We start from the raw sequence: 15,178 nt of genomic DNA, 5'->3' as shown, positions 1-15,178 counted from the left end.
AATAAATTAGTCAAGAATGTTCTAAATCCTCTCTCAACGCGATATACGACGATAAACGATATAGATGATAGTTATAGACTTTTAAGCGCTTTTTTGATCAGTTCTTCCAGATCCTGTGTTTGTGGATTGGCTTTCATCACTTTCTGGATAGCTTGTTCTGCCATATTTCGGGCGATCCCTAATGTCACTAACGCATTTAACGCGTCATCTTCCATTGTATTGTGAACAGATACAGATAAATATGTAATATCTTCTTTGTTCTTTTTCAATTTATCTTTCAATTCAAGTATAATACGTTTGGCGGTTTTAACACCTATGCCTTTAATGCCTTCCAGCATACGTTCATTTTCCATGAGGATGGCTCGCTGCAGGTCTTCTGGGGAGAGGCTGCTCAGCATCATACGGGCTGTATTTGCACCAATGCCAGATACGCTGAGCAGGGCCAGAAACATTGTTTTTTCAGCTTCTTCGAAAAAGCCATACAATGTATGAGCATCTTCCTTGATGTGCAGAAAGGTAAGTAGTTTTACATGATCCAAGGCCTGTATGCGGGAATAAGTGTGAAGGCTGATCTGCACCTCATAACCTACTCCATTCACGTCGAGGTGTAACAAGGCGGGCGATTTATAGGCTAATTTTCCACTGAGATAAGCGATCATAAGGGTTTATAAGATTCGATATTTAACAAACTTACGAATTCCAATGGGTTAAATATGCTTTCCAGGAGCTAAATTACATTTTGAACAAGCTGGCAACCACGGCTACAAGGCTTTACTCCCACTAACGGGTGGTTTTTAGAAATTGAAATGTTGGTTTTGGAATTTAATGGTATTTTTACGGCGCGTTTTATAACCTTATTTATTTTAATATGAGCAAAATAACAGCCGCTATTACAGCGGTGGGTGGGTATGTTCCCGATTATGTACTGACGAACCAGGAATTAGAGAAGATCATTGACACAACGGATGAATGGATCACTTCCCGCACTGGTATTAAAGAACGAAGGATTTTAAAAGGCGAAGGCAAAGGCACATCCGACCTTTGCGTACCGGTTGCTCAGCAAATATTGGAAAAGAAAGGCCTGCAGGCTGATGATATTGATCTCATTATTGTAGCGACAGTAACACCAGATATGGTATTTCCGGCAACGGCCAACATTCTGGCCGATAAGATTGGTGCCACCAAAGCATTTGGTTTTGATATTGGTGCTGCTTGTTCCGGTTTTTTGTATGCGCTGGATACAGGGGCGCGCTTTATTGAAAGTGGTCGTTACAAACGCGTAATGGTAATTGGGGCAGATAAAATGAGCGCTATCGTAGATTATACCGATCGTGCCACCTGTATTATTTTCGGCGACGGTGCCGGCGGCGTGCTGCTGGAACCCAGTACCGAAGGGTACGGTTTGATAGACAGCATCCTGAAAAGCGATGGCCATGGCCGTTTATACCTGCATATGAAAGCTGGTGGCTCCGTAAAACCGGCTTCTATTGAAACGGTGACCAACCGGGAACACTATGTATACCAAGAAGGCAAAATGGTGTTCAAGTATGCCGTGTCTAACATGGCTGAAGCTGCCTACGAACTGATGCAGCGCAATCACCTGCGTCCGGAAGACATTGCCTTTTTGGTACCACACCAGGCCAACAGACGCATTATTGACGCCACGGCGCTCCGCATGGGATTGCCAGAAGAAAAGGTGATGATTAATATTGACCATTTTGGCAATACTACAGCAGCTACTATACCACTATGCCTTTGGGAATATGAAAAGAAATTGAAAAAGGGCGACAACCTGGTGCTGGCAGCCTTTGGCGGTGGCTTCACCTGGGGTTCCAGCTTCATCAAATGGGCGTACGACGGGAAATAATGCTATTCATAAATATTTATTTGCAAAAGGCTGCTGGTATTACACCGCAGCCTTTTGTTATAGGCATTATACTAAAAAATTTAGCTTATTAACAATACATTAAGGAATTAAGTTAGAAACTCCTTCATTTTTGTAATTATAAACAATTGATTGCCATTATAACGTAACAGCAGGCAAGCGATTATTTACATTTGTAAAAATATTATTCATTCGTAAAATTTGTATCCCATTGAAAAAAGTGTATCTTTGGGGGAATAGGGCGGGGTATAAACCAGCGAGCAATTCATTGATGATGAGAGTTATTTCCCGACCACCGCTTATTGAGTTTGGCAAAAAACATCCACCCGCTGTTATTCCATTATCAGACTGGCTTAAAAAGATTTCGCAGGCTACCTGCAATAACCTGCATGAGCTGAAAATATTATTCAACACTTGCGATTACATTGGCAACGACCGTTACGTTTTTAATATCGCAGGTAATAATTACCGGCTCGTTGTAATTGCGCATTTCAAGCGGCAGGCTATTTATATTCGGGGTGTACTTACCCATGCAGAGTATACTGCCTACAACAAAAAAGGATCTTTAGTGGACCTCTAAAATATGGAAGATGATGACAATTGAAAACAAACAAGGTTACTTCCAAGCCATGGCCGAAATAGAATCTTTGCTTCAAATAGGCCTTTCCAACCTCACTGAAGAAGCAGACGCACGCCTGGACGAACTTACCTCCGCTGTAGAAAGCTGGGAAAACAAGGCCTACCCTATTCCTGAAAATCCGGATTTTAAATCGTTATTGCAGTATCTGATGAGAACGAAAGGTTATAATCAAACACAGTTATCGAGTGAATTACATATCTCTAAAGCCTTCCTTTCCGCCATCCTTAATGGTACCCGGGAGCCTAATGTGCAGTTGCTAAAAAGCATGCATACCAATTTCAATCTGGATGGCAACCTGTTGCTGGAAAGCCTTCACTGATAAGCATTTCAGTGCTAAACATACAAAAGGGAGACATTTTTGAAATGCCTCCCTTTTGTATGTTTATTGAATTTCTTTTATATTTCAAATACAAATCCTTTCTGCGCCAGTTGTTCATATTTCTGCTTATCGAAACGATAAAGATGCGCCCCTTTTTTGGAGGTGGTTTTATCTTTTTCTTCCAGCTTTTCCAGGATATTCATGGCGAGTATTTTTTTCCGGAAATTGCGTTTGTCCAGCACCCGCTGGTAGATCTCTTCATATAAACTGCGCAACTGGGAAAGGGTGAATTTTTCGGGTAATAATTCAAAACCGATCGGGTGAAAATGAGCTTTGTCCCGCAGGCGAAACAAGGCGTCTTCAATCATTTTGCGGTGATCAAAAATCAGTTCGGGGATCTCATCGAGAGCCAGCCATTGTGTGCCATGTTGGATGGCCAGTTTCCGGTCGTGTTCTTCCACGCGGATGAGGGCATAGTAGGCCAGGGATATTACCCGGGAGCCGCTGTCGCGGTTTACATCGCTGTAGCAATGCAACTGGTCCATGAAAATATTACGGAGGCCGGAAACCTGTTGCAACACGCGGGTGGCAGCATCGGCGGTGCTTTCGCTTTCCAGCACAAAGCCACCTACCAGCGAGAAGGAACCCTGGAACGGATCTACCATCCGCTGCATGATCAGTAATTTTAACCGGCTGTCTTCAAAACCAAAAATGATACAATCCACCGCCACCAAATGCCGGGGCGCCTGGGCGTAAAAGGACTGTTGCAAATTCATAACTACATTATTTAATAATTTCAGCCCGAAAGGTGGTAGACAATACAGGGCTATGTTGACGTACAAGGTACGCTAATTAAGCGGTAACTTCATCCATTCAAATTCAATGCATCCTGTTAAACAAACCTTTATGCAAGATATCGTTCGCCTCCGGGAAGCGCAGCGCACAGACTGTTCCCGCATGCTGGAACTTATCCGAGAATTAGCCATATATGAAAAAGCACCAGACGAGGTTACCGTAACACTGGAGCATTTTGAAGAAACTGGCTTTGGCCCAAATCCGGTATGGAAGGCTGTTGTAGCCGAACATACTTTGGCAGACGGGCGGCCAGCGATCATTGGTATAGCACTTTATTATATCCGTTACTCCACCTGGAAAGGCAGCAGGTTGTACCTTGAAGACCTCATCGTATCAGAATCGTTCCGGGGCAAGGGTATCGGCAAAAAGTTACTGGACTCCCTGATAAACATTGCCCGCCAGCAACACTACAGCGGCATGATGTGGCAGGTGCTGGACTGGAATGAACCAGCAATTAATTTTTATAAGAAATACAATGCCCGCTTTGACAGCGGGTGGTTGAATGTGCATATAGATTTCTAAAAGAATTTTACCTGGAACAAAAAATTCCAATTTACCATATGGCAGATTGGAATTTTTTGTTGCTGATCTATTTTTTCATTATTTGTTACCCAGGTGTACTAGCTGATACCCGCTACCACAGCCGTTTTATCTATTTTCTGAATAAGGCCTTGCAACACTTTGCCCGGCCCTACTTCGGTGAAGGATGTAGCGCCATCGGCGATCATCTGCTGCACGGTCTGTGTCCATCTTACCGCACCGGTAAGCTGGTCTATCAGATTTTGACGAATTGCTGCCGGATCGGTTACGGCGTTGGCTACCACATTCTGGTACACGGGGCAGGATGGTTTGCTGAAGGTAGTGGCTTCGATAGCGGCTTGCAGTTCTACCTTGGCAGGGGCCATGAGCGGAGAATGAAAAGCGCCACCTACCGGCAATACCAGCGCACGTTTAGCGCCGGCAGCCTTCATTTTTTCGCAAGCGATGTCAATGCCCTTGATACTACCAGAGATCACCAACTGACCAGGGCAGTTAAAATTAGCTGGCACCACGATCTCTTCTGTAATCGCTGCACAGATGGCAATAACCTTTTCATCGTCGAGGCCCAGTACAGCGGCCATGGTGGAGGGTGCTAACGCGCAGGCTTTTTGCATGGCATTGGCGCGGATGGCAACCAGTTTCAAAGCATCTTCAAAGGTGAGGGCACCATTGGCCACCAGTGCAGAAAACTCGCCCAGGGAGTGACCTGCCACCATATCGGGGGTAGCATGCTCACTGCATAGGAAGGCGATCACTGCGTGCAGAAATACAGCCGGCTGCGTTACATTGGTTTGTTTCAAGTCTTCTTCCGTACCGTTAAACAGGATGTCGGAAATGCGGAAACCTAAAATATCGTTGGCTTTTTCGAACAGGACTTTCGCTTTTTCATTTTGTTCATACAGCGACTTGCCCATTCCCGGGAACTGGGAACCTTGTCCCGGAAACACGAATGCATTTTTCATTTATAAGGTATTAAGTAATAGACAACCCGCAGCCGTGGCCCGCCAGGTAAAAGATTGAAATAGCGCTGCAAATATATAATTATTTGTAATAAGTATTATGCCCTCATATGATATTAGCGCCTATCAGTCGAATAAATTCGGCCCTGGTGCGCCCATCCTCAAACTGCCCGGAGAAGGCGGAGGTAGTTGTTACGGAATTTTGTTTTTGTACGCCGCGCATCATCATGCAAAGGTGTTGGGCCTCGATCACCACGGCTACTCCCAGTGGTTGCAATGTTTCCTGGATAGCGTCTAGCACCTGGTGGGTAAGACGCTCCTGTACTTGCAGCCGGCGCGCAAATACATCCACTACACGGGCCAGTTTGCTCAGGCCGGTGATATAACCGTTAGGGATATACGCTACATGGGCTTTGCCAAAGAAAGGCAGCATGTGATGTTCGCACATGGAATATAGTTCAATGTCTTTTACGATCACCATCTCGCTATATGCTTCGGTGAATTTTGCTTCATTGAGTATAGCATGGGCATCCAGTGTATAGCCCTGGGTAAGAAATTGCATGGCCTTGGCCACGCGTTCCGGCGTTTTTAACAGGCCTTCCCTGGCCGGATCTTCTCCTAATTTCTCAATCACGTCGTGGTAGTGGGCCGTAAGCTCCTGTGTAATTTTTTCGTCGAAAGATTCTTCTTTGTGATAAGCCATGTGTGTCGTTTAAAGCCCACTGTGAGTGCCAAAATATTCCACGTAGATGCGTGGCGTTTCGTAAAGTTTTATGCTATGCAACTGCACGCTGGCGGGCAGGTGCGGAGCCAACTGGTCCCAGATGCCGATGGCCAGGTTTTCGGCAGAGGTAAATTTGCCTGCCATAAATGCTACGTCCATATTGAGGTTGCGGTGGTCTATTTTTTCGATTACCTCATTCTTGATGATTTCTCCCAGGATTTTGGCATTGAAAACAAACCCCGTATCCGGATCGGGATTGCCTTTGATCGTTACATGCAATTCGTAGTTATGTCCATGCCAATTTACATTGGCGCATTTTCCAAATACTGCTTCGTTTTTCTCGTCGCTCCAGGCCGGGTTAGATAACTTATGCGCTGCATTGAAGTTTTCTACTCGAGTTAAGTAAATCATTGCGTGTGTTAAATTTCCGCAAAAATACCACTTTTGGCCCGATATCCCTTAAGCCCGTATGGAGGGCGGGGAAGAAACTACAATTGAGGGACAGTTCTATCGGTGAATACCGCACAAAGGACTATTTTTACATCATGAAACTTGCTATCGTGGCGGCCACCCGCCTTGAAATACAACCCTTTATCACGCAACTTTCTGCAATAGCTACGCCCCTGGGCGCAGATGTGTTTCAATGGAATGGCCATACGGTGACTATCTGGATTACCGGCATTGGACCCATGCATACTGCCTTTACCCTGGGCCAGCGCTTGCCTGCCTGGCAGCCCGATTTTGCGGTGCAGGCAGGCATTGCCGGCACCTTCCGGCACGATTGGGAGCTGGGTAGTGTGGTAGCCATCCGCCGGGAAGTATCCGGCGACCTGGGCGCAGAAGACAACGGGCAGTTCCTGGACCTTTTTGAAATAGGGCTTTGCCAGCCCGGGGAACCGCCTTACCAGGGAAAATACCTGGTGAATGGTTTTACAGGATGGCCATCCCCCCCCGCCTGGCCACTAGCCACCGGTGTTACCGTAAATACAGTAAGTGGAAGCGTGTCTACCATATCCCGGCTGGAAGCCCGCTACCAGCCAGAAATTGAAAGTATGGAAGGTGCGGCCTTTCACTATGCCTGCCTTGTGGAAAAGGTGCCTTTCCTGCAACTCCGCTGCATTTCCAATTATGTGGAGGTGCGCGATAAAAGTAAATGGGAAATAGGCCTGGCTGTGAAAAACCTGAACAACGCCCTGCTGCAATTAATACAAAGCATGGTAGTTGAAAATACCAATGCAATAACAGCAAACTAAAAAGATAATAATATGAAACTAACGCTCGGATTTTCTCCTTGTCCCAACGACACTTTTATCTTTGATGCCCTGGTAAATCATAAGATAGACACCCAGGGATTTACTTTCGACACCCAGTTACTGGATGTGGAAACACTGAACCAGGGCGCGCTGGAAGGCCGCCTGGATATTACAAAACTAAGCTTTGCGGTGTATGCAAAAGTAAAAGACCAGTACGAACTACTGAATAGCGGCAGCGCTTTGGGCCGTGGATGCGGACCTTTACTCATTGCCAAAAAACCCATCGCGCTGGAAAACATTGACCAGTGCCGCATTGCCATTCCTGGCGCAAATACTACGGCCAACCTGCTTTTCTCTACTGCCTTCCCTAATGCGAAGAACAAAGAAATCATGGTATTTTCCGACATTGAGCAGGCCGTGCTGGACGAACGGGTAGACGTGGGCGTAATCATTCATGAAAACAGATTTACTTATCAACTAAAAGGTTTGATAAAACTGATGGACCTCGGCGCTTACTGGGAAGAAACCACTGGCAGCCCCATTCCCTTGGGCGGTATATTCATTAAGAAAAATATTTCCGCAGACGCCCGTCAACAACTGAACGATCTGATCCGCCAAAGCGTGCAGTACAGCTTTAGCCAGTATCCTCAGCTCTCTCCTTACATACGTGAGCATGCGCAGGAAATGGATGAAAACGTAATGCGTCAGCACATCGATCTCTACGTAAATGATTTCAGCATAGATCTGGGTAAAGAAGGATACGCCGCCGTACAACGTTTGATGGAGGCGGTAAAGTAATTTCAATCACTACCTGCCATTAAAAGGGCTGATCGAAGCATAGCATTTGATCAGCCCTTTTAATGAAATGGTGAAGAGGTCGCCTACGGCTTAATACCCGCTTCATACACTGCCAGTGCACGTTTACGGGCAGCTTCGTGTATAACTATGGGTGGCGGATATTGCAAGGTATCTAACTCCGGAACCCAGTGGCGGATGTATTTTAACTCCTTATCGAAACGCGTGGTTTGCAGATAAGGGTTAAAGATGCGGAAATAAGGTGCCGCATCGCAACCACTTCCTGCTGCCCATTGCCAACCGCCATTGTTGGCGGCCAGGTCGTAATCCAATAGTTTAACGCCGAAGTAAGCCTCCCCCCAGCGCCAATCTATCAGCAAATGTTTGGTAAGAAAACTGGCAGTGATCATACGTACACGATTGTGCATAAACCCGGTGGTATTTAACTGCCGCATGCCAGCATCCACAATGGGATAGCCGGTTTCACCCTTACACCATTTTTCAAATTCTGCTGTATTGTTACGCCATGATATGTTATCGTACTGGGCTTTAAAACTTTCTGTAACTACCTTTGGAAAATGCCAGAGTATCATCTGGTAAAACTCCCGCCAGATCAGTTCATTCAGGTAGGTTTCATTGAGTTGCAGTGCCTTGCGCGCCAGTGTGCGAATACTAATGGTACCAAAGCGCAGGTGTACACCCAAACGGCTGGTACCTTGATCTAATGCAGGATAGTCACGTGTTTTATCGTAATGCTGAATAATGGCATCGGCGGGTTTACTGCCGGGGAAATGCTTATCCGTTTCTATAAAACCCAGTTGTTGATACGAGGGCAAAGCAGGTGGTGCTTGTTGGAAAAAAGAGCTGGCATATTTATCACAGGGATAATTTTTCAGCGCAAAATTTGTAAGCAGGGATTTCCATTTTCGGCTGTATGGGGTAAACACCGTATAGGGTTCACCGTTATCTTTCATTACTTCAGATTGCTCAAATATCACCTGGTCTTTATAGAAATGCAAAGCAATGTTCTTTTCCTGCAAGTGCTTACTGATGGCTGCATCCCGGGCTATGGCGTAGGGTTCATAATCCTGATTTGCAAAAACAGCCTGCACATCGTAGCGCGTTAAATAATGATCAAAAGCCTGCTGCGGCGTGCCGTAAAAAACGTCCAAACCACTTCCTTTTTTGATCAGTTGGGCCTGCATATTTTCTAAAGTGGTATAGATGAAAGTAATGCGGCGGTCACGCTTATCTTCCAGATCGTCTAATATGTTAGTATCAAATATAAACACCGGCACCACGGGAAAGCCACTTTTCAAGGCATGATAAAGTGCGGCATTATCCTCCAGCCTCAGGTCACGCCGCATCCAGCAAAGACATATTTTATCAGACATCCTGTTATTTTTTTAAGGGCTTAACATGCATGTGCATGCATATATTAACAGGTGAAACACTGGGAAGGTTTACAATACGGCCTCCTGCAGTAAGTCGTGCAAGATGGTGGCTGTGGCATTGCCATAGCTATTATCGCGGAAACGCTCTACCCAGCGAATGCCATAGATGGTATTGGTAAGAAAAATTTCGTCTGCATTTTCCAGGTCGCTCACCGTGATGGGATGTTCCATGAGATGCAAGGTGGTATCAAGTGCCAACAGGTATTTGCGCATCACCCCACACACGCAGCCTTCCCCCAGAGGCGGCGTCCATACTTGATTGCCGCGCACTATGAAGACATTACTACTGGTGGCGTCTGCCACTCGGCCATGGGTATTGAGCAACAGTGCATCGTTCAGCTCATGTTCGCGGGCATACATGCCAGCCATGATATAAGGCAGGCAATTGGCGGATTTAATAGTGGAGAGTTTTTCGCAGGTTTTGCGGCTTTCTGGATAGATGTCAATATCAAGCCCGGTTTCATTTAACTCAAAGACTTGTTTATGCAGCTCCCAGCATTGAATGAGGAACTCCGCCGTATTATTTTCAGGAGTATACAATCCACCTTCGGTACGGAATACGCTCAGGCGTACGCGTGCTAATGTTTCCACCTTATTTTTCACGCATAATTGCGTAACCAGGTCCATCAGGTAATCGCGGGTAAAATGTATGGGCATTTCCAGATGCAGGAGATGTACGCTGGCCATGAGCCGTTCAAAGTGCAATTCTTCCAGCAATACCCTTCCCTGGTACACTTTCATGGTTTCAAAACATCCGTCACCATAACGAAAGCCGCGATTGTCCGCTGAAAAGATGGGGCTGGAACAAGACTGAAAACGACCGTTATAACATAGAATTCCCGTATGCACCTTGAACAGATTTATGATCCCCTGAGCGGGTTTGTTAAGGTACGAAAAATTGCAGGTTGTGCAATGTCATATTTCGTTAATAGTAGGCCAAAAAATAGTATGCCCCGTCGTAGCCGGTATTAAAATTTACAATACCATCTCCGGCACATTGCCCTTAATGATGAGCCGTCCCGCTGTTTTGGCGATGATCTCCTCCACGGGTACACCCGGCGCTCGTTCCAGCAGTTCAAAACCGGAAGGGGTAACGTTTAACACGGCTATTTCCGTTACAATTTTTTTTACGCAGCCTACACCCGTGAGGGGCAGTGTGCAAGCCGGCAGCAGCTTGCTTTCTCCTTTGGGATTGGTATGCATCATGGCCACAATTATGTTCCTTGCAGACGCCACCAGGTCCATGGCCCCGCCCATGCCTTTCACCATTTTACCGGGTATTTTCCAATTGGCAATATCGCCCGTATCGGATACTTCCATAGCGCCCAGCACGGTGAGATCTATCTTGCCAGCGCGTATCATGCCAAAGCTCTCTGCGGAGTCAAAAAAGCTGCCGCCGGGCAGGATGGTTACCGTTTCTTTACCGGCATTGATGAGGTCTGCATCAATGGCTGCGGGATCGGGATAGGGCCCCATGCCCAGCATCCCATTTTCCGACTGTAACATAATGGAAATGCCCGTAGGTATGTAGTTAGCCACCAGCGTAGGTATGCCAATGCCGAGATTCACATACATGCCGTCTTGCAGTTCCTGTGCTATTCTTTTGGCAATGCCGTATTTATCAAGTGACATGTGGTGTATGATTTGTATAACGTGGAGTTGGGGGGTTACATGGTATTTTTTCTTATGCTTCGGCTTCGTCCCAGCCGCCATCTTTATTGGAAGTAGATTCCGTATTATGTATCAGGTTACGCTGAAATTCTTCTGCAAATTTATCTTCGTACACATCATAACCCGCAAATACAAATTCATCGCACTCCACATCCTCGGTAGCTTCCGAAGGATTTTGATCTATCTTGTTGTAATATGCCTCACCCATAAACACGATGAAGCCGCGGGCATATAAAAAACCGTCGTCACTACCGTCGGTATTGTTGTGAATTTCCTTGCGGTCTAGGTGAAACAGCTTCTCCTCCAATATTCGCAGGAAAGCCGTCAGGGAAGCCTGATCCAACGCGGCGAGCCGCTCGCGATAGTTATGCACGATTACATCGGTCATCGTATCGCTTAGTTCCAGTAGCTCATCTTCATCATTGGTCTCCAGCGCCTTCAGGCGGTCTTCGTTATCTTCCGGAGCGTCTGCCCAGGAGGCTTCTATTAACTCCCAGAATAATTCTTCATTCATGACTTTGGATTTTAAAGACTTTTTATTGAGCCATGGCCACCGTTCTTTTCTCGATACGCTTCTCATAGGCTGCGCCCTTGAAAATGCGGTGTACATAAATGCCTGGTACGTGAATATGATTAGGGTCTAGCTCACCCGGCTGCACCAGCTCCTCTACTTCTGCAATGGTAACCTGGCCTGCTCTGGCCATAGCGGTGCTGAAATTGCGGGTGGTTTGGCGAAACACCAGGTTGCCCATAGTATCCCCCTTCCAGGCCTTCACGATCGCAAAATCTGCCTGCAGGGCTAACTCCATCAGGTAGTGCTTCCCATTGAACGCCCGCACTTCTTTACCTTCGGCCACTTCGGTGCCATAACCCGCCGGGGTAAAAAAGGCCGGAATACCCATGCCTGCCATCTGGATGCGGGTGGCCAACGTTCCTTGCGGGATGAGTTCCACTTCCAGCTCACCAGACAGCAACTGCCGCTCAAATTCTGCGTTCTCCCCTACATAAGAGGCCAGCATTTTTTTAATCTGCCGCGTTTGCAGTAACAAGCCAAGACCAAAATCGTCTACACCCGCATTATTAGAAATGCAGGTAAGGCCTTTCACCCCCTTCTGCACCAATGCGTGAATAGCATTTTCGGGTATGCCGCATAGACCAAAACCTCCCAGCATAAGGGTGGCGTGATCTCGAATATCAAACAGCGCGGCGGCTGCATCGTGGAATACTTTGTTCATGAGGAATACACATGGTTGGAGCATTCAATTTACAGTAAATTTTTTATAAGGAAGATGGCGAAAATACCTTTTCCTAATAAGGCCCACGCAGGAAAGGAATACGACCATGAAATGAACGGGGATACCACTTTTCCCAAAGAGGTGCCTGGTCATGAGCGCGCCGGTTAGCCTCGTTGAAATTGTTGTGTGCATTGGCGCTATCATTCATAATTTTATACACGTCTTCCATACGGTCGGCATGCAGTTCGTAATAGTGATAACTTTTCATAAAAGCATCCACCGTGAGACCATGCACCTGCAAGACCTGTGCATACAGGGTTTTCACCCGCCGCTCCCGCAGGGAATCGGCCAGGTGGCCCGTGTCGGGGCGCGTGCCGCTGCCAGTTACCGGGTTACGGCCATAGGCTTCCGCCAGATTAAAATCCAGCAATATGTTGGCCATTTTCTCCTTGGAGAGCACGTTACCTGGTACCTTGCCATCCTGACCACAAGCTACGCAACAAAGTATGATGAAGAAGGCTAGTGCTTTACGCATAGGCCGCAAATATAAGTTAGATGGTGACATGGTGTAATGGCAGGAGTGTTAAAGTTACTTCAACTGCAGGTACTTATTGGCGTTGGGAACGTCCAGGGTAGCCAATAGCTGCGACACCCGGCCCTTTTCCTGGGGAGTGGCTTTGTTGAATATTTTAAACAGCTCATCATTTTTTGCCAGAAAAAATACCTGCAACAACATAGCGTTGGGAATGTCTTCATTGATAGCCGCCAGCATGTTCACACAGTTTATCACCGCCCCTCTCCCGCGGGCCACATCGTCATACATCACATCCAGTCCCTGGCGGTGGTATTGGTACATCACATCATGAAAGCGGCTAAACTTAACGTTCATCAGGTTATCGACGAGCCAATAGCGGTTACGGTTGCCTTCAAAGGCTTTCCAGCCGGCCACGTCTTTGCCGTCGGGAGCATTGTTTACAATATTCAGGGCCTTTTTAAAGAAGGGATCACCACCGCGTGGTGTAAAGGAATCGTAGTCCAGACCCAGGATAACATACACGTAGTAAGCCAGTACCGCCGTTAGATTGGAGGTCATAGGATCATTGCCCACCACCCGGGTGTCGCTGAATTCCAGCGGTTGAAACTCGGCGTATTTAAAAGTAAGATTGTTATCCTGATAATTCAGCAAGGTAGTGCTGTAATTGGTGTTGTACACTGGCCGGGTAGCCTGCACGGTAAGATTGGCCCTGTAGGTGCCGGAGCTTATTTCTGCCGTAATATTGATGAGGAAATTACATTCTATCCTTTCTGCCGGCGCAAAAGCATCGTCGCTCCAGCGGCGGTTATTTACAAATTCTTTGATGGCGTTCTGCAGCGTGGTGTACACCCGCTTGTCCGTAGTGCTTTGTACAGAAGTGGCTACCACGTTCACCGTGGCGCGCAATTCCTGCGCCCTGGCAGAAATACCTGCCAGCAACAGGCTTGCAGCGAGCAGAGAACGTAAGTATTTATGCATGGTGCAATGAGATAATGGCATTCACAATCTCCCTGGCCACTGCTTGTTTGGATTGCAATGGCAAGGCTGTTTCTTTGCCCCGGTTATCGAATAGGGTCACTTTGTTCGTATCGTAGTCAAATCCTGCGCCTGCATCGGCCAGGGAATTCAACACCACCAGGTCCAGGTTTTTTTCCCTCAATTTCTTTAACGCGTTTTCACGTTCGTTATTGGTTTCCAGGGAAAATCCCACCAGCACTTGTTCGGCGGCTTTATTATTACCCAGGGTACGGAGTATGTCGTGTGTTTTTTCCAATGCTAGCTGCATGCCACCCTCCCCTTTTTTGATTTTCATTTCGGCCACCTGGGCAGGGCGGTAATCAGCCACGGCAGCAGCCATTACAATCACATCTGCCAGGGGATATTCGGCCACACAGGCGTTGAACATTTCTGCGGCAGATTCTACGGGGATAATGCGCACACCGGCATGGGTGGTGCTAATATGAGTAGGCCCCAATACCAGCTTTACTTGAGCGCCTGCATCGGCCAGCGCCTCGGCAATGGCAATGCCCATCTTGCCGCTAGACCGGTTGCTGATATAACGCACGGGGTCTATAGCCTCCACGGTAGGGCCGGCAGTCACCAGTGCTATCTTTCCCGCCAGTGGGCCGCTGGCGGCCATCTGGGAGGCATTGGCATCTTTTTGAAAATGCTGTTGCAGGTATGACACGATGGTTTCCGGTTCGGCCATGCGCCCTTCGCCATAAAGTCCGCTGGCCAGTTCCCCCATTTCCACAGGAATTTGTTCATGCCCATAATCCAGCAATTGCTGTATGTTGGCGCGGGTAGCCGGATGCCGCCACATATCTTCGTCCATGGCAGGGGCAAACAATACCGGGCAGGTGGCAGAAAGGTAAGTGGCCATCAGCACATTGTCGCAAAAGCCGTTGGCCATCTTGGCAAGGGTATTGGCGGAAGCAGGTGCCACCAGCATCACATCTGCCCATCGGCCCAGCATCACATGGTTGGTCCAGGTGTTGTGTTCAGACAAAGAGACTACGACTTCATGTTTGGAAAGGGTGGATAAGGTGAGCGGCGTAATAAACTCGGTAGCGTTAGGCGTCATCACCACTTTTACAAAGGCGCCTTCTTTTACCAGGAGGCGGGTAAGGATGGCCGTCTTGTAAGCAGCGATGCTGCCAGTGATTGCGAGGAGAATTTTTTTTCCTTGTAACATAGGGTAATAGAAAAGTGGCATACGGGATGTGGCTGCCACTATGAAGATAAGCCTAAAAGGGAATTTCCAAAAAGACAATTTCCGGGATGCCTGACCAGTAGGATACCTCCTTCTACAAA

At 47.2% G+C, this 15,178-nt stretch carries 19 protein-coding genes; 6 read left to right on the top strand and 13 right to left on the bottom strand.

Annotated elements, in window-relative coordinates:
- Window positions 1-71: 71 nt before the first annotated feature.
- Entirely contained in the window at window positions 72-659 is a 588-nt protein-coding gene (ruvA, locus tag GA0116948_RS06540) for a Holliday junction branch migration protein RuvA (protein WP_089710289.1), read from the bottom strand.
- Window positions 660-868: 209 nt separating this feature from the next.
- On the opposite strand from ruvA, the gene GA0116948_RS06535 reads away from it, so the two are divergent.
- The 3 genes from GA0116948_RS06535 (at window position 869) to GA0116948_RS06525 (ending at window position 2,844) form a co-directional block, all read left to right on the top strand.
- Window positions 869-1,867, top strand: a complete 999-nt coding sequence (locus GA0116948_RS06535) for a beta-ketoacyl-ACP synthase III (RefSeq protein WP_089710287.1) — start codon at window positions 869-871, stop codon at window positions 1,865-1,867.
- A 289-nt stretch (window positions 1,868-2,156) separates the two neighbouring features.
- On the top strand, window positions 2,157-2,465 hold the full coding sequence (locus GA0116948_RS06530; protein WP_089710285.1) for a type II toxin-antitoxin system HigB family toxin: 309 nt from the start codon (window positions 2,157-2,159) through the stop codon (window positions 2,463-2,465).
- Window positions 2,466-2,475: 10 nt separating this feature from the next.
- The gene (locus tag GA0116948_RS06525) at window positions 2,476-2,844 is read left to right on the top strand and encodes a helix-turn-helix domain-containing protein (RefSeq protein ID WP_089710283.1); all 369 of its coding nucleotides are present in this window, start codon (window positions 2,476-2,478) and stop codon (window positions 2,842-2,844) included.
- A 77-nt stretch (window positions 2,845-2,921) separates the two neighbouring features.
- On the opposite strand, the gene GA0116948_RS06520 is transcribed toward GA0116948_RS06525, so the two are convergent.
- On the bottom strand, window positions 2,922-3,620 hold the full coding sequence (locus tag GA0116948_RS06520) for an NUDIX hydrolase (protein ID WP_089710282.1): 699 nt from the start codon (window positions 3,618-3,620) through the stop codon (window positions 2,922-2,924).
- Window positions 3,621-3,750: 130 nt separating this feature from the next.
- Between GA0116948_RS06520 and GA0116948_RS06515 the strand changes: the two genes are divergently transcribed.
- Entirely contained in the window at window positions 3,751-4,221 is a 471-nt protein-coding gene (locus tag GA0116948_RS06515; protein ID WP_089710529.1) for a GNAT family N-acetyltransferase, read from the top strand.
- A gap of 98 nt (window positions 4,222-4,319) precedes the next feature.
- On the opposite strand, the gene fabD is transcribed toward GA0116948_RS06515, so the two are convergent.
- From fabD to GA0116948_RS06500, 3 genes are all read right to left on the bottom strand, one after another.
- A complete protein-coding gene (fabD, locus tag GA0116948_RS06510) occupies window positions 4,320-5,201 on the bottom strand; it encodes an ACP S-malonyltransferase (RefSeq protein WP_089710280.1) in 882 nt (293 codons plus the stop codon).
- A 103-nt stretch (window positions 5,202-5,304) separates the two neighbouring features.
- Window positions 5,305-5,901, bottom strand: a complete 597-nt coding sequence (folE, locus tag GA0116948_RS06505) for a GTP cyclohydrolase I FolE (protein ID WP_089710278.1) — start codon at window positions 5,899-5,901, stop codon at window positions 5,305-5,307.
- 9 nt (window positions 5,902-5,910) lie between these two features.
- A complete protein-coding gene (locus tag GA0116948_RS06500; protein WP_089710275.1) occupies window positions 5,911-6,333 on the bottom strand; it encodes a 6-pyruvoyl trahydropterin synthase family protein in 423 nt (140 codons plus the stop codon).
- Window positions 6,334-6,467: 134 nt separating this feature from the next.
- On the opposite strand from GA0116948_RS06500, the gene mqnB reads away from it, so the two are divergent.
- Window positions 6,468-7,175: a futalosine hydrolase gene (mqnB, locus tag GA0116948_RS06495; RefSeq protein ID WP_123891691.1), complete on the top strand. Its 708-nt coding sequence runs from the start codon at window positions 6,468-6,470 to the stop codon at window positions 7,173-7,175.
- A 12-nt stretch (window positions 7,176-7,187) separates the two neighbouring features.
- Window positions 7,188-7,973, top strand: a complete 786-nt coding sequence (locus tag GA0116948_RS06490) for a 1,4-dihydroxy-6-naphthoate synthase (protein ID WP_089710272.1) — start codon at window positions 7,188-7,190, stop codon at window positions 7,971-7,973.
- Window positions 7,974-8,056: 83 nt separating this feature from the next.
- Here GA0116948_RS06490 and GA0116948_RS06485 read toward each other — a convergent pair whose 3' ends face one another.
- The 8 genes from GA0116948_RS06485 to coaBC all read right to left on the bottom strand — a co-directional run bounded on the left by GA0116948_RS06485 (window position 8,057) and on the right by coaBC (window position 15,059).
- Window positions 8,057-9,364 (bottom strand): cryptochrome/photolyase family protein, encoded by a 1,308-nt coding sequence (locus tag GA0116948_RS06485; RefSeq protein ID WP_089710270.1) that lies wholly within the window; start codon window positions 9,362-9,364, stop codon window positions 8,057-8,059.
- Between the two features lie 69 nt (window positions 9,365-9,433).
- Entirely contained in the window at window positions 9,434-10,273 is an 840-nt protein-coding gene (locus GA0116948_RS06480; protein WP_123891692.1) for an aminotransferase class IV, read from the bottom strand.
- Window positions 10,274-10,399: 126 nt separating this feature from the next.
- Window positions 10,400-11,056, bottom strand: a complete 657-nt coding sequence (locus GA0116948_RS06475) for a 3-oxoacid CoA-transferase subunit B (RefSeq protein WP_089710266.1) — start codon at window positions 11,054-11,056, stop codon at window positions 10,400-10,402.
- Window positions 11,057-11,108: 52 nt separating this feature from the next.
- Entirely contained in the window at window positions 11,109-11,609 is a 501-nt protein-coding gene (locus GA0116948_RS21210) for a DUF4240 domain-containing protein (RefSeq protein ID WP_089710264.1), read from the bottom strand.
- 22 nt (window positions 11,610-11,631) lie between these two features.
- Window positions 11,632-12,330, bottom strand: coding sequence for a CoA transferase subunit A (locus GA0116948_RS06465; RefSeq protein WP_170876070.1), 699 nt, complete (start codon window positions 12,328-12,330; stop codon window positions 11,632-11,634).
- A gap of 73 nt (window positions 12,331-12,403) precedes the next feature.
- Complete coding sequence (locus GA0116948_RS06460) at window positions 12,404-12,865, bottom strand: DUF4296 domain-containing protein (RefSeq protein WP_165798333.1); 462 nt, start codon at window positions 12,863-12,865, stop codon at window positions 12,404-12,406.
- Window positions 12,866-12,919: 54 nt separating this feature from the next.
- Window positions 12,920-13,843, bottom strand: coding sequence for a type IX secretion system protein PorD (porD, locus tag GA0116948_RS06455; RefSeq protein WP_240619129.1), 924 nt, complete (start codon window positions 13,841-13,843; stop codon window positions 12,920-12,922).
- The gene (gene coaBC / locus GA0116948_RS06450) at window positions 13,836-15,059 is read right to left on the bottom strand and encodes a bifunctional phosphopantothenoylcysteine decarboxylase/phosphopantothenate--cysteine ligase CoaBC (RefSeq protein WP_089710255.1); all 1,224 of its coding nucleotides are present in this window, start codon (window positions 15,057-15,059) and stop codon (window positions 13,836-13,838) included. Before coaBC ends, porD begins: the two co-directional genes overlap by 8 nt.
- Between the last annotated feature and the right edge of the window lie 119 nt (window positions 15,060-15,178).

It is taken from the genome of Chitinophaga costaii (assembly GCF_900094705.1).
Taxonomy (GTDB): Bacteria; Bacteroidota; Bacteroidia; order Chitinophagales; family Chitinophagaceae; genus Chitinophaga; species Chitinophaga costaii.
The sequence above is the reverse complement of the archived record's forward strand: the minus strand, read 5'-3'. Positions and strand labels throughout refer to the sequence as shown.